This is a genomic window from gamma proteobacterium SS-5 (genome assembly GCA_009497875.2).
In the GTDB taxonomy this organism is placed as follows: domain Bacteria; phylum Pseudomonadota; class Gammaproteobacteria; order Chromatiales; family Chromatiaceae; genus Magnetovirga; species Magnetovirga frankeli.
Genome location: CP032508.2, coordinates 1,371,434 through 1,392,139, shown reverse-complemented (window position 1 = coordinate 1,392,139; position 20,706 = coordinate 1,371,434). Strand labels below are relative to the sequence as shown.

At 63.2% G+C, this 20,706-nt stretch carries 22 protein-coding genes; 15 read left to right on the top strand and 7 right to left on the bottom strand.

The window, feature by feature from the left end:
- Window positions 1–27 precede the first annotated feature (27 nt).
- From D5125_11740 to D5125_11730, 3 genes are all read right to left on the bottom strand, one after another.
- Window positions 28–1,476 (bottom strand): S41 family peptidase, encoded by a 1,449-nt coding sequence (locus D5125_11740; GenBank protein QFY90101.1) that lies wholly within the window; start codon window positions 1,474–1,476, stop codon window positions 28–30.
- Window positions 1,477–1,645: 169 nt separating this feature from the next.
- The gene (locus D5125_11735; GenBank protein ID QFY90100.2) at window positions 1,646–2,824 is read right to left on the bottom strand and encodes a peptidoglycan DD-metalloendopeptidase family protein; all 1,179 of its coding nucleotides are present in this window, start codon (window positions 2,822–2,824) and stop codon (window positions 1,646–1,648) included.
- Entirely contained in the window at window positions 2,821–4,410 is a 1,590-nt protein-coding gene (locus tag D5125_11730) for a 2,3-bisphosphoglycerate-independent phosphoglycerate mutase (GenBank protein ID QFY90099.1), read from the bottom strand. The genes D5125_11735 and D5125_11730 overlap by 4 nt, the downstream gene beginning before the upstream one ends.
- Window positions 4,411–4,591: 181 nt before the next feature.
- Between D5125_11730 and D5125_11725 the strand changes: the two genes are divergently transcribed.
- The 4 genes from D5125_11725 to D5125_11710 all read left to right on the top strand — a co-directional run bounded on the left by D5125_11725 (window position 4,592) and on the right by D5125_11710 (window position 6,779).
- On the top strand, window positions 4,592–4,945 hold the full coding sequence (locus D5125_11725; protein QFY90098.1) for a winged helix-turn-helix transcriptional regulator: 354 nt from the start codon (window positions 4,592–4,594) through the stop codon (window positions 4,943–4,945).
- Window positions 4,946–5,061: 116 nt separating this feature from the next.
- Window positions 5,062–5,496, top strand: a complete 435-nt coding sequence (locus tag D5125_11720) for a rhodanese-like domain-containing protein (protein ID QFY90097.1) — start codon at window positions 5,062–5,064, stop codon at window positions 5,494–5,496.
- A 29-nt stretch (window positions 5,497–5,525) separates the two neighbouring features.
- On the top strand, window positions 5,526–6,401 hold the full coding sequence (locus tag D5125_11715; protein QFY90096.1) for an EamA family transporter: 876 nt from the start codon (window positions 5,526–5,528) through the stop codon (window positions 6,399–6,401).
- Between the two features lie 9 nt (window positions 6,402–6,410).
- Entirely contained in the window at window positions 6,411–6,779 is a 369-nt protein-coding gene (locus tag D5125_11710) for a cupin domain-containing protein (GenBank protein QFY90095.1), read from the top strand.
- Between the two features lie 372 nt (window positions 6,780–7,151).
- On the opposite strand, the gene D5125_11705 is transcribed toward D5125_11710, so the two are convergent.
- A complete protein-coding gene (locus D5125_11705; GenBank protein QFY90094.2) occupies window positions 7,152–8,729 on the bottom strand; it encodes an AAA family ATPase in 1,578 nt (525 codons plus the stop codon).
- 273 nt (window positions 8,730–9,002) lie between these two features.
- On the opposite strand from D5125_11705, the gene D5125_11700 reads away from it, so the two are divergent.
- The gene (locus D5125_11700) at window positions 9,003–9,206 is read left to right on the top strand and encodes a DUF2892 domain-containing protein (protein QFY90093.1); all 204 of its coding nucleotides are present in this window, start codon (window positions 9,003–9,005) and stop codon (window positions 9,204–9,206) included.
- Between the two features lie 211 nt (window positions 9,207–9,417).
- Here the strand turns inward: D5125_11700 and D5125_11695 are convergent, their stop codons facing one another.
- Window positions 9,418–10,059 carry an adenylate kinase gene (locus D5125_11695; GenBank protein QFY91144.1) on the bottom strand — a complete coding sequence of 214 codons (642 nt, stop codon included), beginning with the start codon at window positions 10,057–10,059 and terminating at the stop codon, window positions 9,418–9,420.
- Window positions 10,060–10,347: 288 nt separating this feature from the next.
- Between D5125_11695 and pilB the strand changes: the two genes are divergently transcribed.
- The 9 genes from pilB (at window position 10,348) to D5125_11650 (ending at window position 17,435) form a co-directional block, all read left to right on the top strand.
- Entirely contained in the window at window positions 10,348–12,057 is a 1,710-nt protein-coding gene (gene pilB, locus D5125_11690; protein QFY90092.1) for a type IV-A pilus assembly ATPase PilB, read from the top strand.
- A gap of 3 nt (window positions 12,058–12,060) precedes the next feature.
- Window positions 12,061–13,314 (top strand): type II secretion system F family protein, encoded by a 1,254-nt coding sequence (locus tag D5125_11685; protein QFY90091.1) that lies wholly within the window; start codon window positions 12,061–12,063, stop codon window positions 13,312–13,314.
- A gap of 100 nt (window positions 13,315–13,414) precedes the next feature.
- Window positions 13,415–14,290, top strand: a complete 876-nt coding sequence (locus D5125_11680; GenBank protein ID QFY90090.1) for a prepilin peptidase — start codon at window positions 13,415–13,417, stop codon at window positions 14,288–14,290.
- Entirely contained in the window at window positions 14,247–14,903 is a 657-nt protein-coding gene (locus tag D5125_11675) for a dephospho-CoA kinase (GenBank protein ID QFY90089.1), read from the top strand. Before D5125_11680 ends, D5125_11675 begins: the two co-directional genes overlap by 44 nt.
- 71 nt (window positions 14,904–14,974) lie before the next feature.
- Window positions 14,975–15,736, top strand: a complete 762-nt coding sequence (gene zapD / locus D5125_11670; GenBank protein QFY90088.1) for a cell division protein ZapD — start codon at window positions 14,975–14,977, stop codon at window positions 15,734–15,736.
- Window positions 15,733–15,918 carry a DNA gyrase inhibitor YacG gene (locus tag D5125_11665; protein QFY90087.1) on the top strand — a complete coding sequence of 62 codons (186 nt, stop codon included), beginning with the start codon at window positions 15,733–15,735 and terminating at the stop codon, window positions 15,916–15,918. The genes zapD and D5125_11665 overlap by 4 nt, the downstream gene beginning before the upstream one ends.
- A gap of 85 nt (window positions 15,919–16,003) precedes the next feature.
- Window positions 16,004–16,615, top strand: a complete 612-nt coding sequence (locus tag D5125_11660) for an ABC transporter substrate-binding protein (GenBank protein ID QFY90086.2) — start codon at window positions 16,004–16,006, stop codon at window positions 16,613–16,615.
- A 138-nt stretch (window positions 16,616–16,753) separates the two neighbouring features.
- Window positions 16,754–17,056: a hypothetical protein gene (locus D5125_11655; GenBank protein ID QFY90085.1), complete on the top strand. Its 303-nt coding sequence runs from the start codon at window positions 16,754–16,756 to the stop codon at window positions 17,054–17,056.
- Window positions 17,057–17,081: 25 nt separating this feature from the next.
- The gene (locus tag D5125_11650; GenBank protein QFY90084.1) at window positions 17,082–17,435 is read left to right on the top strand and encodes a hypothetical protein; all 354 of its coding nucleotides are present in this window, start codon (window positions 17,082–17,084) and stop codon (window positions 17,433–17,435) included.
- A 108-nt stretch (window positions 17,436–17,543) separates the two neighbouring features.
- On the opposite strand, the gene dmeF is transcribed toward D5125_11650, so the two are convergent.
- Both dmeF and D5125_11640 read right to left on the bottom strand, forming a co-directional pair.
- Complete coding sequence (gene dmeF / locus D5125_11645; GenBank protein QFY90083.1) at window positions 17,544–18,488, bottom strand: CDF family Co(II)/Ni(II) efflux transporter DmeF; 945 nt, start codon at window positions 18,486–18,488, stop codon at window positions 17,544–17,546.
- Between the two features lie 2 nt (window positions 18,489–18,490).
- Complete coding sequence (locus D5125_11640; protein QFY90082.1) at window positions 18,491–19,588, bottom strand: SO_0444 family Cu/Zn efflux transporter; 1,098 nt, start codon at window positions 19,586–19,588, stop codon at window positions 18,491–18,493.
- 588 nt (window positions 19,589–20,176) lie between these two features.
- Here D5125_11640 and D5125_11635 point away from each other — a divergent pair.
- Entirely contained in the window at window positions 20,177–20,674 is a 498-nt protein-coding gene (locus tag D5125_11635) for a hemerythrin family protein (protein QFY90081.1), read from the top strand.
- Window positions 20,675–20,706 lie beyond the last annotated feature (32 nt).

The window sequence follows — 20,706 nt, the reverse complement described above, 5'->3', positions numbered from 1 at the left end:
CGCTTGGAGCAGTCCTGGCCCCTGGCCTCAGGGCTGGGGCGGGGTCTCCTTGCCAGGCTCGCTGGGAACCTGGGCTGGGGCCTGGGTTGAAGCTGGGGTCGGCTCATTGTTGCTGCGCGCACTGAAGATGCTCAGGCCCTTGAGCAGGTTGAGTGCTTCGTTGAGCACATAGTCCTTTTGCAGCAGTTGCTTGAGATCGCTGTCGTCTTTTGGCTGATCGGCATTGCCGTGCTCCTGGCTGTCGGGGGACGCCTTTTTGGCATCCGGATCGGTCTCCTTGCCATTATTCAAATGCCGTGCCAAGTCGGCCTCTTTGACCTGGGCCGCCGTGTCATCCTTCTCTTTGGTGACGATCTCCCGATCCGCGATGATGATGTCCGGGGCTATGCCCTCGGCCTGGATGGAACGGCCCGAGGGGGTGAAGTAACGCGCCGTGGTCAGCTTCAGGGCTCCGTGCTCGCCCACCGGGATGACCGTCTGCACCGAGCCCTTGCCGAAGGTCTGGCTGCCCAGGATCAGCGCCCGCTGACGGTCCTGCAGGGCACCGGCGACGATCTCCGAGGCCGAGGCCGAGCCGCCGTTGACCAGCACCACCAGGGGCGCTCCATTGATCAGATCGCCGGGGCCTGCGGAGAAGCGCGTCTCGGAGTTCTCCAAACGGCCTTCGGTATAGACGATCAGGCCGTCCTCCAGGAAGGCGTCGCTGATCGCCACGGCAGCGGTGAGCACCCCGCCGGGGTTGTTGCGCAGGTCGAGGATCAGGCCCTTGAGCGGCCCCTTGGCCTTTTCCTGCAGGCGGTTGATGGCGTTGGTCAGGTCGATCAGGGAGCGCGACTGAAAGGTGGTAAGACGCACATAGCCCAGGCCCGGTTGCAGCAGCCGATGCTTGACGCTCTTGACCTTGATCACGGCCCGTTCGATGGTGACCTCGATCGGGGCATCGACCCCTTCGCGCATCAGGGTCAGGGTGATCTTTGAGCCGGGTTCTCCGCGCATGATCTTTACCGCGTCGTCCAGGGTCATGCCCTTGACGCTCTTGCCATCGAGCTTGATCACGATGTCGCCCGGCTTGAGCCCGGCCTTCTGCGCCGGGGTGTCGTCGATCGGGCTGATCACCTTGACGAAGCCGTTTTCCATGCCCACCTCTATGCCCAGGCCGCCAAACACGCCGCTGGTGCCTTCCTGCAGGTCCTGATATTCATCGGTATTCAAATAGCTGGAGTGGGGATCAAGACCACTGACCATGCCGCGGATGGCCTGCTCGATCAGCTTGCGGTCACCGATTTGCTCGACATAGTCGTTCTTGATACGGCCAAAGATCTCGGCAAAGGCGCGCAGCTCGTCGATGGGCAGCTCCTGCTGCTCGGGCTTGGCGGACTGGGCCGCCTCCTCGGCCACCGGGGGCTTGGCCGCCAGCGGGGCGGCAAGCAACAGGCAGAGCAGGGACAGGGAGAGGATTTTGCTGGCATGGGGCATGGCGGTTTCGCAGGCTATAGGTGAATGGTCAGGGATTTTATCCTAAAAAGAGCAGTTAGCCACAGAGGACGGAAGACAGAAGACAGAGGCGCTTCGCGCCAGTTTTTACTTAATATGTCGCGCAGCGACGCGAAAATCTGTCTTCTGTCCTCCGTCTTCTGTCTTCTGATCAACGGCACCAACCCGCCGGATCCAGCGGTTTGCCGTTGTGGCGGATGCCGAAGTAGATGCCCTGGCCGTGCAGGCTGGCGCTGCCGGATTGGGCTAGGGTCTCGCCCTGGGTCACCGTCTCGCCCACCTTTTTGAACAGGCTCTGGTTGTGGCCGTAGAGGCTCATGTAGCCCTCGCCGTGGTCGATGATCAGCAGCAGGCCGTAGCCGCGCAACCAGTCGGCAAAGGCCACCCGACCGGGCTGGATGGCCGCTACCTGACTGCCCTCGCTGGCGCGCAGAAAGACCCCGTCCCAGCGGATGCCGCCGGCCCTGGGCGAGCCGAAGCGGGCACCGAGTCGGCCCTTTACCGGCCAGGACATGCGCCCCTTGTGATCACCGAAGGGGGTCTTCTGGCTTTGCTGCACGGCCAGCTCCTGGAGGGTTTGTTGCAGCTGACTGACCAGTTGTTTGAGATTGGCCTCGTTGCGCTTGAGGTTGTTCAGTTGCTTATCCTTGTCCTGGATCTCGGCGGCCAGTTTCTCCAGCAGGGCGGCGCGCTGGGCCTTGTCCCGCTCCAGCTGCTGCTGACGCTGCAGGGCCTGGCCGCGCAGCTCGGCCATGCGCTGGCGTTCCTCGTCCAGGCTGCGGCGGGTCTGCTCCAGCTCTTGCAGCAGGCCACGCAGTTGCTGCATCTTGCGGCTGCGCGCCCGGTTCAGGTATTCGTGGTATTTGAGCAGGCGGGCGATGCGGCTCGGGTCCTGCTGGTTGAGCAGCATCTTCAGCCGGTTCTGCTCGCCCATCAGCCAGGCGGCGCGCAGCTGCTGGGCCAGCAGGCGCTGGTGGCGCTGCAGCCGCTGCAGTTGCTGCTGCTCCCGTGGCTCCAGCCGCTCCAGCAGCCGCTGACGCCGTTGCAGGCTGCCCTCCAGGTCCTTCAGGGTAAATTTGTGCTGGGAGATGTTGCGCTCGATCTCGCGCAGTTCATTCTGATAGCTGTCCAGGCGGTTGCGGTCCAGGTGCAGGTCTTCGGTCAGGCGGGCGATGCGCTGACGCAACTGCTCCAGCTTGGCCTGCTGCTCGTCGATCTGTGCCGCCGCCAGGGGCCAGCAGGCGAGCAACAGCAGCAGGCAGGCGCTGACCCACCCGGCGCGTCCTGCTTGCGCGGCTGGCCTGCTGCGGTTCGGTCGGGTTGGCTTCAAGGCGCTGTCTCGCTCGCTCTGTGTGGATCTTGCTCTTGGTCCTGAATCAGGCCCTGGCCGCTCATTTCGGCCGGTTGTTTCAGGCCCATCAGCTGTAACAGGGTCGGGGCAATGTCGCACAGGGCACCCTGCTGCGCCAGCCGCAGCCGACGCGGGCCAACATACACCAGGGGCACCGGGTTGCTGGTGTGGGCGGTGTGCGGCTGCTGGTTGCGCCGGTCGATCATCTGCTCGGCATTGCCGTGATCGGCGCTGATCAGCATCTGCCCACCGCTGGCGCGCAGGGCCTGCACGACCTGGCCAAGACAGGCATCCAGCGCCTCTATGGCGCAGCGGGTGGCCTCCAGGTTGCCGCTGTGGCCGACCATGTCCGGGTTGGCGTAGTTGCAGATGATGACATCGTAGCGCTCGGCCTGGATGGCCTGCAGCAGCCGCTCGGTGACCTCGGCGGCGCTCATCTGCGGCCGCTGGTCGTAGGTGGCGACCTGGGGCGAGGCGACCAGGATACGCTCTTCGCCGTCGAAGGGCTCCTCGCGGCCACCGTTGAAGAAGAAGGTGACGTGGGCGTATTTCTCCGTCTCCGCAAGGCGCAGCTGGCGCAGGCCCTGCTTGGCGATGGTCTCGCCCAATACGTTGTGCAGCCGCTCCGGCGGGTAGGCGATGGGGATGTCGAACTCCCTGCTGTATTCGGTGAGACTGACAAAACGCGCCAGGCGGGGCCATCGACGGCGCTCAAAGCCGCTGAAATCGGCCTCGATGAAGGGCCGCGTGATCTGCCGGGCGCGGTCTGAGCGGTAGTTCATGAACACCACCACGTCGTCGTCGTTCAGGGTCAGCGGCGCGGCACCCTCGGCGGTGATACAGCTGGCCTGGACAAATTCATCGCTCTCGCCCCGCGCATAGGCCGCCTGCAGGGCGGCGCAGGCGGAGTCGGCGCGGAATGCGCCACGGCCCTCGCTGATCAGCTCATAGGCCGCCTGGATGCGCGGCCAGCGGTGGTCGCGGTCCATCGCATAGTAACGGCCAATCAGGCTGGCGATACGCCCCTGGCCGAGCTGCGCGAACAGCCCCTCGGCCCCCTGCAGCGAGGCCATGGCGCTCTGCGGCGGGGTGTCCCGGCCATCCAGAAAGGCGTGCAGATAGACCCTGGACAGGCCACGCTCCACCGCCAGGCGGAGCATGGCGTGGATCTGATCCTCATGGCTGTGTACCCCGCCCGGCGAGAGCAGGCCGAGCACATGCAGCGCCGAACCGCGCTCAATGGCCGCGTCCACCGCGCCGGTGAGGGTCTGGTTGCTGAAGAAGGAGCCGGTGCGGATGGAGCGGCTGACACGGGTGAACTCCTGATACACCACCCGACCGGCACCCAGGTTGAGATGCCCTACCTCGGAGTTGCCCATCTGCCCGCCGGGCAGGCCCACCGCCGCGCCCGAGGTGCGGATCAGGCTGCGCGGAGACTCGGCCCAAAGGCGATCCCACACCGGCGTATGCGCCGCCAGGATGGCGTTGCCGTCGGTCTCTTCACGGTACCCCCAGCCGTCCAGGATCAACAGCAGCAAGAGGGGGTTGGATGGGCCGGGCTTCATCGCAGAGCCCCCTCGTGGTGCCTTGCCGGGCGCTGCAATGTCGGGGTTGCGCGGGTCTGGACGCTGTGCTGGGGGGCGGACGCGTACCCATTCGGTACCTGTTGGCTGCTTGTGCTCATTTCATTATCGGCAAAAAGTCTTTATCATTTTATTATTATGCCTTTAATTTAGGAGTTTCTGAATGGTGCCTGATCTTGACCCAGCCGCAGCGGAGGCCAGCCCCGCAGAGGACGACTACGAAGACCTGCTGCAGGGCGATGAGGACATAGACCGCGCCTCCCGCGCCCTCAAGGCCATGTCCCATCCGCTGCGGCTGAAGATCCTCTGCGTGCTGGGGGACCGCGAGGTCAGCGTGCAGGACATAGTGGAGCGCGTCGGCACCTCGCAGAGCAATATCTCCCAGCATCTGGCAATCCTGCGGGAAAAGGGTATCCTCGCCTCGCGCAAGGACGCCAATCGGGTCTATTACCGGGTAGGCGACGCCCGCACCCTGCAACTCATCGGCATGATGAAGCAGGTCTTCTGCAACCATTAGCCCCGGCAAGGGCTGGCTGAGCGGACCTACTCGCTGGGCCTAGCCTGGCTCCCTGAGCGAAGCCGAAGGGCAAAGCGACCACCCTGACCTACACCCTAACCAAGAACCCAGACACCATGGCCACGCAACAACTGCTCGATTTCGCCGCCAACCACTACCTGCTGGTGGGGGGCTTTATCCTTGTCCTGTCCCTGCTGATCCAGGACATCATCAGCGGCGGCAGCGGCAAGGATACGGTGGACCCCAGCGGTGCCACCGAGCTGATCAATAACGAGGAGGCCCTGGTGATCGACGTGCGCCCGGCGGCGGACTTCAACAAGGCCCACATCATCAACGCCAGGAATATCCCCATGAGCGGCTTCGCCGGGCAGATCGACAGCCTGCGCAAGTATCAGGAGAGACCCCTGATCCTCAGCTGCAACTCCGGGGCCCAGTCCGCCTCTGCCTGCCGCATACTGCGCAAGGCCGGCTTCAGCCGGGTATTCAACCTGCGCGGCGGCATCCTGGCCTGGCAGAATGCCAACTTCCCGGTCAGCCGCAAGCGTAAATAGCACGCCTTGCCTGTCGCCGGGGACAGGCCATGAGCTGGCTCTTCATCACCCTCATCTGCGCCCTGGCCTTGGCCGGCTCCGATGCCCTGGCCAAGCGCTATCTGCAGGGCTACAGCGCGCGCGAGCTGGTGCTGATACGCTTCAGCCTCAGCGGCCTGTTGCTGCTGCCCCTGCTGCCCCAGGTGCCCCTGGCCGATGCGCCCGCCGCCTTCTGGCAGTGGATGGCCCTGCTGGTGCTGCTGGAGCTGGCCGCCATGCTGCTCTACATGAAGGCGATCCGCGACTACCCCCTGGCCCTGACCCTGCCCTATCTCTCCTTCACCCCGGTATTCGCCATACTGACCGGCTGGCTGCTGCTGGGCGAGCAGGTCTCCGCCAACGGCCTGGGCGGCATAGCGCTGATCACCCTGGGGGCCTGGCTGCTCAACCTGCACCTGTTCGACCGGTTGCGCTTGCGTACGCTGTTCTCTCCCCTGCTGGCCATGTTCCACAACCCCGGCTCCCTGATGATGCTGGGCGCGGCGCTGATCTACAGCTTTACCCTCAGCGCCAGCAAAAAGGCGATGCAGTTCATCCCGCCCTCGTCGGCCTTCGGTGCCTTCTATTTTGTTCTGGTCGGCACGGCGGCCCTGCTGCTGGTACTGACCACCCAGCCCCGAGCGATCAGCGCCCTGTGGCGCAGACCCCTGCCCGCGCTGGCGGTGGCCGGCCTGATGGCGCTCATGGTGGTCACCCATTTCATCGCCGTAAGCCTGGTGGAGGCGGCCTACATGGTAGCGGTGAAGCGCACCAGCCTGCTGTTTGGCATCCTCATCGGTGCCTGGTGGTTCAAGGAGGCCAACCTGAAACGCAACCTGCCCGCCGCCCTGCTCATGGTGCTGGGGGTGGCCTTTATCATCATCTGAGGAGCACCCGTGAAGACCGCCTATGCCGAGATCCTGCCCTACCGCACCAAGGACGGCTCAGAGATCCGCGAGCTGATGCACCCCCAGCGGCATGGCAACCGAAACCAAAGCCTGGCCGAGGCCCTGCTGCTACCCGGCCAGCACACCGCCCTGCACCGCCATCGACAAAGCGAAGAGCTATACCACATCAGCGCCGGTCAGGGGCGGATGCGCCTGGGCGACGAGCGCTTCGCCATCCAGCCCGGCGACACAATCCTGATCCCGCCCGGCAGCGCCCACAGCCTGAGCAACACCGGCCAGGAACCGCTGCGCGTGCTCTGCTGCTGCAGCCCGGCCTATAGCCATGGGGATACGGAGTTGTTGGATGATGCGTTCTAACCCTGCGGGGAGCTAAAATCGGATCGCAAAGGGCGCAAAGAAAACGCAAAGGACACGAGAGTTGCAAGGCCGTAGCCCGGATGCAGCGCAGCGGCGGGCGCGGCCGCACGTCAAGCCAGCCGCCAGCCGCGAGTTTCACGGTAAGGCCTGCGGGAGGCCGACCCTGCCGGATGCACGAGCGACCCTTTTGTCTTGGTGAGTGACAGTTAGCGCGCCAAAATAGTGGCGTGCCTTTGTCACGCCTGCGCGACAAATCATTCCAGAACCACCCCTTGAGGACGAACGGATGCCGCGCACCACGCCACCTACCCATTCATTCTTCTCTGCGTCCTTTGCGCTGCTTTGCGTCCTCTGCGTCCCATTCCCATTCGGTTACTGCGGAAGTCGCAAGCGCCGCCTTAGCTCGGTGAGCAGGCCCTCGACCCCGTCCAGGGGCACTGGAATGCTCAGGGCCTGCTCCTCGGCGCTGAGGGGCTCATCCTGCTGCAACTGCTGTTGCAGCACCCCAAAATCGGCGTCCGAGGCGTCCAGCCCCTTGGCCAGACGGCGCTGGATGTTCTGCGCCAGCTGCTGCGGGCTGCGCTGAAATTCCAGGATATAAAACGCCACACCCAGTCCTTCGGCCAGCTGACGGAAGCGCTGGCGCACCGAGGCCTTGAGGAAGGTGGCGTCGATCAGCAGCAGCTGGTCGCAGCCGAGCAGGCTTTCTGTCAGCTGCGCCAGATGATCAAAGGTACGCCGGGTCATCTGCGGGCTATACAGCCCGACATTTAGATCGGATGCCGTGCGTTGATCCGGTGCCAGGCCCGCCAGGCGCTTGCGCTCCACGTCCGAGCGCAGGCGGATCAGCGGCAGGGGGCCGAACAGCTGGCGGCCAATGTGGCTCTTGCCGCTGCCGGACAGACCGTGGCTGATGAGCAGCGCCCCGCGTTGCGGCCGGGTGAACTCAGCGGCCAGCTGGATGTAGGCCAGGCAGTCGCGCTGGATAGACTGGCGGCTGGCCTGATCCAGCTCGGCCTGGCTGAGGCGAATGGCGCTGACCTTGGCGCGTACCAGGGCGCGGTAGCATTGATAGAAGTCCAGCAGCGGCACACCGGCAAAGTCGCCGGACTGCTGTAGGTATTCATCCAGGGCGAGATGGGCCAGATCGGCCCGCCCTTGGTGGCGCAGGTCCATGAGCAGAAAGGCCAGGTCATTCAGGCAGTCGATCCAGCGCAGGGCCGGGTTGAACTCTATGCCATCGAAGATGATCGGCCGCTCGGCCTCCAGCACCATGTTGCCCAGGTGCAGATCGCCATGGCATTCGCGGATATGGCCCTGCTCGCGGCGCTGCTCCAGCAGGGGCCGCAGCCGCTCGAAACGCTCCAGGGTCCAGGCCTCCAGCTCGACCAGGGGCCGCAGCAGCTCAGGCTCCTGGGTGAACTGACGCAACTGGGTGAAATTCTCCTGCATGGGATGCAGCACCCGCTCCGGCCGACCGTAGGGCTGATCCGGCTCCAGGGGCGCGGCGGCGGCATGAAAACGGGCGATCTGGCCGATGATCTGGCGTACCAGCTCGGGGGCCAGGCGTTCGGGCCGCTCGGCCAGCACGCCCTCGGCGTCAAAGCGGCGCATCTGCAGCAGCCAGTCGAAGGGCTCGCCGCTGCCGCCGGGCTCAGGGCTCTCCTCGCTACCACAGATGGGTAGCACCTGCAGATAGACATCCGCTGCCAGGCGGCGATTCAGGCGCAGCTCTTCCTCGCAGCAAAAGCGACGTTTTTCCGGGGTAGAGAAGTCGAGAAAGCCCAGATCCAGGGGCTTTTTCAGCTTGTAGGCCAGGCCATCCAGCAAAAAGATGCAGGAGATGTGGGTCTCTATCAGCTCAACCCGCTGCGGGACAGGGCCAAGCCCGGCCCAGGCCTCGGGGCGACGCAGGGCATCGATCAAAGGGTGTTGCTGGGTCGCGCTCATGGGGCTGTCCTGCATGGGATTTTGTTTCGCGGTTGATGGCCTGAGTACCTGCATCAGCGCGGAGGGGCAAAGGTTTTCCTGATCACCCACCAAGCCCAGCCAATCGGCCCGAGCAGCCTGCTGGCAGGCCCGGTTGCGGCGCGATCAGCCCTGAGCCGTCAGGTCACCGACAGAGCCAACCGCCCAGCCTGGCATCCTCAACTCTGGCTTGACTTTCACCCTGCCGATGCGAAGATTCCCGCGTCCTTTCCTTCATTCAACGGAGCTTACTGCATGAACGTAGATAAAATCATCTTTGCCTTTGCCGGTTTCATGATTCTCTTGACCCTGGGCCTGGGCCATGTCCATCACCCCTACTGGCACTTCTTCACCGCCTTCATCGGCCTGAATCTGCTGCAGTCGGCCTTTACCGGCTTCTGCCCGCTGGCCAATATCCTGAAGAAGATGGGTAAGACCCCCGGCTGCGCCTTCGATTGAGCCCTGGGAGGACATAGGACGGGCCGCGTCCGCCGCCAAGCCACAGCCATGAAGACTGCCCCTAGTGGTTGCGCGGCGGCCACGGGCCGCCCTATTCGATTGGCCGGGATTTGTGGGTTCTCAGGATGGCAGTTAGGGTCAGGATCAGGGGCAAGCAGACTCTCCATGCCCCATGATCCTGGGTTCCAACTTTGCTGGAATAGAGACTACCTTACTTGGCCAGATGTGCGCGGATACTTTCCACCACGGCATCACTGGAGGTGGCGTTGATGTCCAGCAGCAGGCCTTCCTTCTCGTAAAAACCCACCAGCGGGGCGGTCTGTTCGGTGAATACATCCAGACGCTTGGAAATGGCCTCTTCGGTCTCGTCGTCGCGCTGCACCACGGCACCGCCGCATTTGTCGCACTTGCCTTCTTCCTTGGGCGGGTTGGACTTGACATTGTAGATGGCACCACAATCGACGCAGGTGCGGCGGGTGGTGAGGCGGTCCAGGATGACGTCACGGGGCACGTTGAGATTGACCGCAGCATCCAGTTCGTCACCGATCTCCAGCAGCAGACCCTTGAGGGCCTCGGCCTGGGGGATGGTGCGGGGGAAGCCGTCGAGCAGGTAGCCGTTCTTGCAATCCGCCTCTTGCAGGCGCTCCTTCATGATGCCCATGATCAGGTCATCGGAGACCAGCTCACCGGCCTTCATCGCCGCCTCGGCCTTTTTGCCCAGCTCGGTACCGGCCTTGACTGCGGCGCGCAGTATGTCGCCGGTGGAGATCTGTACCGAACCGTCCATTGCCGTGAGCAGCTTGGCCACGGTGCCTTTACCAGCGCCGGGGGCGCCCAAAAGAATCAAACGCATGATCTGTCCTCTTTGTGATGTGTTCAGGGTTGGGGAGTTTTTGCAGGCGGCGCATTGTGCGGCCATCAGGTGAAAAAAGCAATCGATGGGCCAGGGGCGTCGGGCCTGCCAGGCCCCTGCCAAAGGAAAACTCCTGCCGGTTTCAGGACGGCCCTTGCCGATTGACAGGTAGCGGGCAACGGGACCGGTACGGCACAGGATTGCACGTCGCGGCGCAAAGGGCGTGAATAACAGGCGGGCTTGTGGTTATACTTGTCCACCCCATCCGCATCCCTGATTAGAGAGATCATGGCCACGACCCCCGCTTCCGTCAATCTGACCGGCCTGGCGCGCCGCCTGGTTCAGGACAAGGTCCTGACCGAGACGGCTGCCCTTGAGGCCGCCGAGGGCGCTCGCAAGAAACGGGTGCCCTTTGTCTCCTATCTGGTGGAAAACAAGATGGCCTCGGGGCAGGACATCGCCCTGATCGCCTCCCTGGAGTATGGCGTACCCCTTTTGGACCTGGACGCCATGGACAGCGAACTGATGCCAATCAAGCTGGTGGCGGAGAAACTGGTGCGCAAGCACCATGTGCTGCCCCTGTTCAAGCGCGGCAACAAGCTGTTTCTGGCCCTGTCCGACCCTACCGTACACCAAGCCCTGGATGAAGTACGCTTCCACACCGGGCTGACCGCCGAGGCGGTGCTGGTGGACGTGGAAAAGCTGCTGCCGGCGATTGAAAAGGCCCTGGCCGCCGCCGACACCAGCATGACCGACATGATCGACGAAGACCTGGGCAACCTGGAGTTCGCCGATCCCGAGGCCCAGGCCGAGCAGGGTGACGACTCCGGCATCGACGATGCCCCCATAGTGCGCTTCGTCAACAAGGTGCTGGTGGACGCCATCAACAAGGGCGCGTCGGATATCCACCTGGAACCCTACGAGAAGGTCTATCGCATCCGCCTGCGCCAGGACGGCATGTTGCACGAATACGCCCAGCCACCGAACGCCATGGCCCCGCGCATCACCTCGCGCATCAAGGTCATGTCGCGCATGAACATTGCGGAGAAGCGCGTGCCCCAGGACGGCCGCATCAAGCTGACCCTATCCAAGACCCGTTCCATCGACTTCCGCGTCAACACCTGCCCCACCATCTACGGGGAAAAGATCTGTCTGCGTATCCTCGACCCCACCAGCGCCCAGATGGGCATAGAGGCCCTGGGCTTTGAAGAACAGCAGATGAACGACCTGATGGAGGCGATCAAAAACCCCTATGGCATGATCCTGGTCACCGGCCCCACCGGCAGCGGCAAGACCGTATCCCTCTACACCTGTCTGAACATCCTCAACGAGCCCACGGTAAACATCTCCACCGCCGAGGACCCGGTAGAAATCCAGGTCATGGGCATCAATCAGGTCAACGTCAACCCCGCCCAGGGGCTGACCTTCGCCGAGGCCCTCAAGGCCTTTCTGCGACAGGACCCGGACATCGTCATGGTGGGCGAAATCCGCGACCTGGAGACCGCCTCCATCGCCATCAAGGCGGCCCAAACCGGTCACCTGGTACTCTCCACCCTGCACACCAACGACGCCCCTCAGACCCTCACCCGTCTGGCCAACATGGGCATACCGCCCTATAACATCGCCGGCGCGGTCAATCTGATCATGGCGCAGCGTCTTGCCCGGCGGCTCTGCAAGCACTGCAAGGTAGTGGATGATGTGCCCCATGAGGCCCTGATCAAAGAGGGCTTTCGCGACGACGAACTCAATGACCTGACCATCTACCGCGCCCATGGCTGTGACAAGTGCACCAAGGGCTACAAGGGCCGGGTGGGCATCTATCAGGTCATGCCCATCTCCAGCGAGATGGAACGCATCATCATGGAAGAGGGCAACTCCATTGAATTGGCCGCCCAGGCCGCCAAGGAAGGCATCAACGACCTGCGCGCCTCAGGGCTGAACAAGGTGCGCATGGGTCTCACCAGTCTGGAAGAAGTCAACCGAGTGACCAAGGATTAAGCCATGGCCAATATCACCAAAGCCAGAGCCAAAGCGCAAGCCAAGACCAAAAAGCCGCAAGCCAATGTATTTGACTGGCAGGGGCTGGACCGAAAGGGCAACAAGGTCAAGGGGGAGAGCCGCGCCGATACCCCGGAGATGGTCAAGGCCGAGCTGCGCCGCCTGGGGGTGACCCCGGTCAAGGTGAGAAAGAAGGCCAAGCCCCTGTTCGGCGGCTCCGCCAAGATCACCCCCAAGGACATAGCCGTATTCAGCCGCCAGCTGGCCACCATGATGAGCTCCGGCGTGCCCCTGATGCAGTCCTTCGATATCGTCGGCCGTGGCCATGACAACCCGGCCATGCAGGAGCTGCTGCTCACCATCAAGCAGGAGATCGAGGGCGGCACCTCCCTGACCGGCTCCCTGGCCAAGCACCCGCTGTATTTCGACACCCTCTACATCAACCTGGTCAATGCCGGCGAGCAGGCCGGTATCCTAGAGAACATCCTCGATAAGATCGCCACCTACAAGGAAAAGACCGAATCCCTCAAGGGCAAGATCAAAAAGGCCATGTTCTACCCCGCCTCGGTACTGGTGGTGGCGGTGATCGTCACCGCGGTGATCCTGATCTTTGTTATCCCCCAGTTCCAAGAGCTGTTCTCCAGCTTCGGTGCCGAGCTGCCCGGCCTGACCAAGGGGGTGATCGAGCTGTCCATCATCATGCAGGAAAAGTGGTGGCTGATCTTCGGCAGCATTGGCCTTGCCATCTGGGCCTTCCTCAATTTCTATAAGCGTTCCATCAATATGCAGCGGGGCATGGACCGCTTCTCCCTGAAGATCCCCATCATAGGCCCGATTCTGAACAAGGCCGCCCTGGCCCGCTACGCCCGCACCCTCTCCACCATGTTTGCCGCCGGCGTGCCCCTGGTGGAGGCCCTGGAATCGGTTGCCGGTGCCACCGGCAATATCGTCTATACCGATGCGGTGATGAAGATCAAGGACGACGTGGCCACCGGCCAATCCCTGCAACTGGCGATGAAGCAGTTCCCCATCTTCCCCAACATGATGCTGCAGATGATCGCCATCGGTGAAGAGTCCGGCTCCCTGGACTCCATGCTGGCCAAGGTGGCCGACTTCTACGAGGAAGAGGTGGACAACGCCGTGGATGCCCTCAGCAGCCTGATGGAACCCCTGATCATGGTGGTGCTCGGCGGTCTTATCGGCACCCTGATCGTAGCCATGTACCTGCCCATCTTCAAGATGGCATCGGTGGTTTAACAGAGGACAGAAGACGGAGGACGCTTAGCGTCATGTCTTCTTTGGATTAGCCCATGGCCCGCCTTTCGCTTTGTGACTTTCACGGTAAACCCGGAAACCCATGACCGAGCTTGTCCAACTGATCACCCAGGAGCCCTGGCTGCTCTATCTGCTCACCGGGCTTCTGGCCCTGCTGGTGGGCAGCTTCCTCAATGTCGTCATCCACCGCCTGCCGCAGATGATGGAGCAGGACTGGAAGGGGCAGTGCCGCGAGCTGTTGGAGTTGCCCGCCGAGGCCGATCCACCGCGCTACAACCTGCTGGTACCCGGCTCCCGCTGCCCGCACTGCAATCACGCCATCCGCTGGTGGGAGAACATTCCCCTGCTCGGCTGGCTGCTGCTGCGCGGCCGCTGTTCCGCCTGTGCCAAGCCCATCGGCCTGCGTTACCCCCTGGTGGAGGGGCTCAGCGCCCTGCTCTCCCTGGTGGTGGTCTGGCAGCTGGGGCCGACCCTACAGGCCGCCGCCCTGCTGCTGCTGACCTGGGCGCTGATCGCCATGAGCCTGATCGACATCGATCATCAGCTGCTGCCCGATAGTCTCACCCAGCCCTTTATCTGGCTGGGCCTGCTGCTGGCCATCCCTGGGCTGTTTATCGGTGCCGAGCAGGCCATCCTGGGTGCCGCCGTGGGCTACCTGTCCCTGTGGAGCTTCTATTGGCTGTTCAAGTTGCTCACCGGCAAGGAGGGCATGGGCTATGGCGACTTCAAGCTGCTCGCCCTGTTCGGTGCCTGGGCCGGCTGGGCCGATGTGTTTCTCATCATCCTGCTGTCCTCGGTGGTGGGCGCGGCCTTTGGCATCGGCCTGATCCTGCTGCGCGGGCATGACCGCCGCACCCCCATCCCCTTCGGCCCCTACCTGGCCATCGCCGGTTGGGTGACCCTGCTCTGGGGGGATGAGATCACGCGCAACTACCTACAGTTCGCCGGCCTTGGCTGAGCCTTTGATCATCGGCCTGACCGGCGGCGTGGCGGCAGGCAAGTCCAGCGTCTCCGCCCTGTTCGCCGGGCTTGGGGTGCCGGTGATCGATGCCGACGTGCTGGCCCGCCAGCTGGTGGAGCCCGGCACACCGGGTCTGGCCGCCATCATCGAGCTGTTCGGAGACGATTTTCTCACCCATGAGGGTCGGCTGGACCGCGCCGCCCTGCGCCGTCATATCTTTCAGAACCCGCAGCGCCGTCGCCAGCTGGAGGCCCTGCTGCACCCGCGCATCCTCGCCGCCATGCAGGAGCAGGCCCGCCAAGCCCCGCCCGCGCCCTATCTGCTGTTCGTCATCCCCCTGCTGCAGGAGACCGGCCAGCGGGATCAGGTGGACCGGGTGCTGCTGGTGGACTGCCCTGAACCGGTGCAGCGACAGCGCCTGATGCGGCGTGATGGCCTCAGCGCGGAACTGGCCGACGCCCTGATCGCCAGCCAGGCCGACCCTGACCAACGCCGCCGGATCGCCGATGACATCCTGGCCAACGCCAGCGAGGCCGACCGTCGGCAACTGCCGCACCGGGTCGAGCAGCTGCACCTCGGCTATGCGCGGCTGGCGGCGGCCGAAAAATAGCGGCCCTGCTTTGCATCACCGCCGAATATGTAACAGAATACGCCGGTATCCCCCTCACCCACGCAAACCCTATGGCCTGCTTTGAATACCCCCTCAATGAAAGAAGCCGTATTCTGCTGCGCCTGGAATATATCTTCGCCCGTATCCTGCATTACCTACCCTCGCCGGTGACCTGGGACAGCCAGGCCGCCATCGCCGGTCTGGTGGAGGCGGCCAACCTGTTCAGCCGCACCGATCTGAAATCCGAGCTGCTCAAGGAGATCGATCGCAATCTGGGCTCGATGAAGCGCCTTAACCGCATCCCAGGGGTGGACCCGGAGCGCCTGCAAGAGACCGTGGAACAGCTCACCTCGGCCCAGGCCCTGCTGCTTGGCCACAGCAAACAGATCGGCCTGGAGCTGCGCGAGGACGACTTCTTCAAGACCATCATGCAGCGCAGCGCCATCCCCGGCGGCACCTGCGCCTTTGACCTGCCCCAGTTCCACCTCTGGCTGAGCAAGGACGGCGAACAACGCACCAAGACCCTGACGCGCTGGTTCGACGAGTTCAGCGGCATCAACGACACCGTCCGCCTGCTGCTGTCCATCTATCGCGGCAGCTATGAATACAGTGAGGAGCTTGCCGAGCAGGGCTATTTTCAACAGGGCTTTGACCCCGGCCACACCACCCAGCTGGTGAGCGTCGAACTGGCCGCCGAGCTGAACGTATTCCCCGAGGTCAGCGGCAACCGGCACCGCATGAGTATCCGCTTCCGCCAGGTGGATGCCGAGCGCCTGGGCATCAGCACCCACACCGACGATCTTGGCTTCCGGCTGGGGCTGTCCATTATATGAAGCAGGTGCTCTGCCCCAACTGCGCCAGCCCGGTGGCCTGGGGTCCGGACTCACCCTGGCGGCCCTTCTGCAGTGAGCGCTGTCGCCTGATTGACCTGGGCGAGTGGTTCGACGAAGGCCACCGCATCCCCGCCCAGGACCCAGACAGTGCCGAGCTGGTAGCGCAACAAAACCGAGACTAGCCGAGCACAGCGGTTTGTCTTGCCTGGCTTGCAGTTGCCTTGCCAACCGCACGATCAACCCATCCGCCAAACCAGGAGCATGTCCATGAAGAAGACCCTCATTGCCCTCACCGCCCTCTGCCTCTGCCTGCCCGCCATCGGCCAGGCCTATGGCCCCGGCTACCCCGGTGCCGCGCCCAGCGGCTGGCAGCCCGGTCCCGGTCGGCACCACCGCCAGATGGCCCCCTGGCAACAGGGTCCGAGGGCCTTGCTGCGCAACGCCGTGGACGGTCTGCGCGCCTTCATGGCGCAAAACGACTCCGCCGACGAGATGAAGATGGCGGTGTTTCTGGAAACCGAGATCAGCCCCCTATTCGACTTTGCCTACATGGCCCAGTGGGCCGCCGGCCAGCGCTATGCCGACCTGTCCGACAAGGAAAAATCCGCCATGCAGGGCGAGATCAAGCGCCTGTTCCTCTCCGCCCTGGCCAAGGGCCTGGGTGGCAGCTACGCCGACTCGCGCCTGTTCATCACCAACGCCCGGCCGGTGAGCAACAAGGAGGTCCAGGTCGGCCTGCGGGTGCTGCGCCGCAACGGCCCACCGACAAACATGAAATTCCGCTTCTACCTGGGCGAGCAGGGCTGGAAGATCTTCGACGTCATTGCCTTCAACAGCTCGGCGGTAATGTACTTCCGCAGCCACTTCCAAGGTCGCTAGGAGCCCCGGCTGCGGCCCAGCGCCTGGCTCAAAAGCCGAGGCCCTGGGCCGCGCCCTGGGCCTGCGCCTTGAAAAACAAGGGGTTCAGGGCTATGCTTAAGACTGAAAATCCAATCAGTCGCCCGAGGAGAATATCAGGTGGACGGGCCACAGAGCAGAATCAACGTCGATCTGTCCAATGCCCTGCCCGACATCAGTCGGGAAATGTCCTCTCAGCTCAATGCCCGAGAGCAGTCCCTTGCGGCCAAAAATCGCTCTCTATCCAATGAAAACAACCAGCTGGAAAACAGCAACCGACAACTGCGCTCAGAAAATCAAGGTCTGAAGCTGGATATACGCTCCCTGGAACAGGAAATGCGTGCCCGTGACAACGACGCCCCCTCGGTACCCGGCTACGCCGCCGGTAACGACAAAGGCCAGATGATCGACGACTTTTTCTGATCGTCGCAGGCCATTCCAGCACAGTGTGAAACTACCCAATACCCTGGCCGCCCTGGAGCACCCTGACCTGCCCCGCATCCTGCAAGCAGAGCTGCAATCCGCAGCCCACCAACCACCACTGCAAGATCTACTGCAAGCTGCCCTGCGTCACGGCAGCCAGGCCCTGGATGAGAGCCTGCAGGTGCTGCTGCAAGGCCTGACCTTGGAGCCCGAACGGGCCGAGCTGCGCCTCAATCTGTTGTTTCAGGGCGTCATCGCCGGCTGCAATTGCGCCGACGACCCCTCCCCGCAACAGGCCACCACAGCAGAACAATGCCCCCTGCGCCTGCGCATAGATCGCCGCACAGGCCAGGCCCAACTCAGCCCGCTGGAGGAGTAGGGGATCGAACAACCCTATTCTTTATCCTCTGTCCCCTGTCTGAAGACAGAACCTTGCGTCGCTACGCGACAGATCAATAAACCTGGCATAAAGCGCATCTATCCTCTGTCATCTGTCCTCTGTAACGCAGCCATGTACCTCGATACTGATGTGCTTGAGCTGGTGGTACTGGCGCAGCAGTTGCTTGTAGTGCTCGGCCGGCCGGGGTTCATGGCTCACCACCGAGATGATGGCGGCATAGTGATCGGCGCTCAGACGCCACAGGTGCAGATCGGCAACCCGGTTGTCGCTATCCCCCTCGATGCTGCGCACAATCGCCAGGCGCTGGGCCTCTGGCATACTGGCATCCAGCAGTATGGGGCCGGTCTGACGCAGCAGGCCAAAGGACCAATGCAGGATAATGGCCGCGCCGACCATGCCCATGGCTGCATCCATCCAGTTCCAGCCGAAATATTTGCCCGACAGCAGGGCGACAATGGCCAGTACCGAGGTGAGGGCATCGGCCAGTACGTGCAGATAGGCGGCACGCAGATTGTGGTCATGTTCGTGCCCATGGTGCCCGCCATGGTCGGCGTGATCTGCGTGATGGTGGTGGTGATGGTGATCCTTGAGCAGCAGGGCGCTGACCAGATTCACCGCCAGACCGATCAGGGCCACGCCGATGGCGGCATTGAAGACTATGGCCTGGGGTTCAAGCAGGCGCATCAGCGACTCCACCACCATCACCAGGGCCACGGTGGCCAGGGCGATGGCGCTGGAGAAGCCGCCAAGCACGCCGACCTTGCCGGTACCAAAGCTAAACGCCGGGTCACTGGCATGTTTGCGGGCATAGCTGTAGGCAAACAGGGTGATCATGAAGGCCGCTACATGGGTGCCCATGTGCCAGCCATCGGCCAGCAGGGCCATGGAGCCAAACAGGCTGCCGGCGATGATCTCCACCAGCATGGTCACGGCGGTCAAGGCCAGCACATAGCGGGTGCGCCGCTCCCCGGTGCTGTTGTGGCTGGTGAATTCATGGCTGTGCTGCCAGTGATGCAGGGTTTCTGTATGCATGTTTATCCTCGATCAAGATGCCTATTCAGATGCTGGCGCAGACGCGCCCACAGCAGATTTAGCGAGGCCGCCAGCAGGATCAGGGCCGAGGCATGTGCCAACCAGGGCGGCAGCCATTCCCCTGCATCGCTGATCTGGCCCTGGATATCCCAGCCCTGGGCGGCCACCAACTGATCGGTGAGCAGCCCCAGAAGGATACTGCTGACCGAGATGCCCAGCAGATAGGCCCACAGGCTACGCCAGCCCATCTCCTTGTGGAGCACCCCTATGGTGGCGATATTGGTGGCCGGGCCGGCCAGCAGGAACACCAGCGCGGTACCCGGCGATACCCCGGCGAACAGCATGGCCGCCGCCACCGGGGTGGAGGCGGTGGCGCAGATGTACATGGGGATGCCGATCAGCAGCATAAGGAGCATGGCTGGCAAGCCACTGCCCCACTGGGCCAGGGCCATGGGCTCCACCAGGGTCAGGATCAGGGCCGCCAGTCCCAGGCCCAGCAGCAACCAGACGAGCAGATCATCAAGCATATCCACCAGGGCGTAGCGCAGACCAAAGCGGGTCCGCTGCCAGGCGCTCAGCTGACTGCCGCTGGGGGGCGCGCAGCAGCCATCGCCGACACAACTGTCCGCACCGCCTATCTGTATCTGCGGCATCAGCCCCGGCCCGCTGACAGCGCCCGCGTGGGGCTGGGGTTTTTCCCGCTCATCCAGGTAACCGACCAGCAGGCCGGTGGCAATGGCGCTGAATACCGCCGCAATGGGCCGGATCAGCGCCATCAATGGGCCAAGCATGACGTAGGACAGGGCCACGGAGTCCACCCCGGTCTCCGGTGTGGCGATCATGAAGGATAGGGTCGAGCCCTTGGAGGCCCCGCTCCGGCGCAACCCCAGGGCGGCGGGCAGCACCCCGCAGGAACACAGCGGCAAGGGCGCGCCAATCAAGGCCGCCTTGGTCACCGGCCAAAGCCCGCGACCACCCAGCCAGCGGTTCAGCGCGTGCTCCGGTACCCAGGCCTTGATCAGGCCAGCGGCGACAAAGCCCAGCAACAGCCAGGGGGCGGCCTCCAGGCAGATTTCCAGCAGGTTTTGCAGATAGCTCATCGATACCTCTGGTGATGGAACTGGGGTCATGATTTCTGTGCAGGGGCGGCAATATACCCGTATCGCTAATCGTTCTCAATAAGAATATAGCCTGACGGAGACGGAGTTTGCTGTCCTGACGATCATGAAGTGGGAAGCACCACCCCGGAACATGAAAGATCTCTTGATGGCTTCGGGACTCGGGACTCGGGACTCGGGACTCGTCAGTTGCCACGGATGTTTCACCCTATATTCCTCAGTTAAGCCACAGAAATACAGACGCCTCCAGGGACGGAGGCGTTCGGGTTTACTTCAGTCCTCGGTCCTCTGCCCCACCTTTCTTCATAAATAATATTTATGCGTATCCAAGCCGCAAACCAACCGCTTGGCTGAAATCCACGGATCAAACACTTGATGTTTATCGGGTTATGGCTGATTTATTATGCAAATTCAATAGGTTTTCTGATTTTAACCAAGCTGTCATCAAATTTACCAATTAGCCATTGACGCCCCATGGTCTAGGCTCATGGAGATAGGCGGGCAGCAAGAGCGCGGCCCTTTGCCGGACAGAGCCACCTGCTTTCCGCATCGTTTTGAGAGGTAGCGGCCATGATACGCCTTGGTACCCCCCTGCTTCTGGGTATCCCCGAACTGGATGCCCAGCACGAACGCATAGCGGAACTGGTCAACGCCATTCAGGGCGAGATCCAGCGCCACCAGGAAGGGTCTGCCGCCGCCCGGGCCGAGACCGCTCCGGCCTGCTGTCGGCAGGTACGACGGCTGATGCAAGGGCTGGCCCGCCAGATCGATCAACACTTCTGCACCGAAGAGGGCATGATGGCGCAATGCGGCTACCCGGATACCCAGAACCACCGCCTGGAGCACCGCCTGATGCTGGCCGAGTTCATGGGCCTCTTCCGCTCCATTTGCGCCGGTGAGGCCTGCCTCAAACCCAGCGACCTGGTGGCGCTGGAGCACTGGTTTATCGGCCATCTGGCCAGTGATGACCTGTCCTTTGCCCGCTTCCTCAAGCAGGCTCCGCTGCGGGTTTGCCGCCTCCCTCTAAGCAACATCCGACCGGCCCAGCCCACCAGACTGGGCATCTGAAGACCTCGGCCATCGGCTGCGGCGGCCTCGCT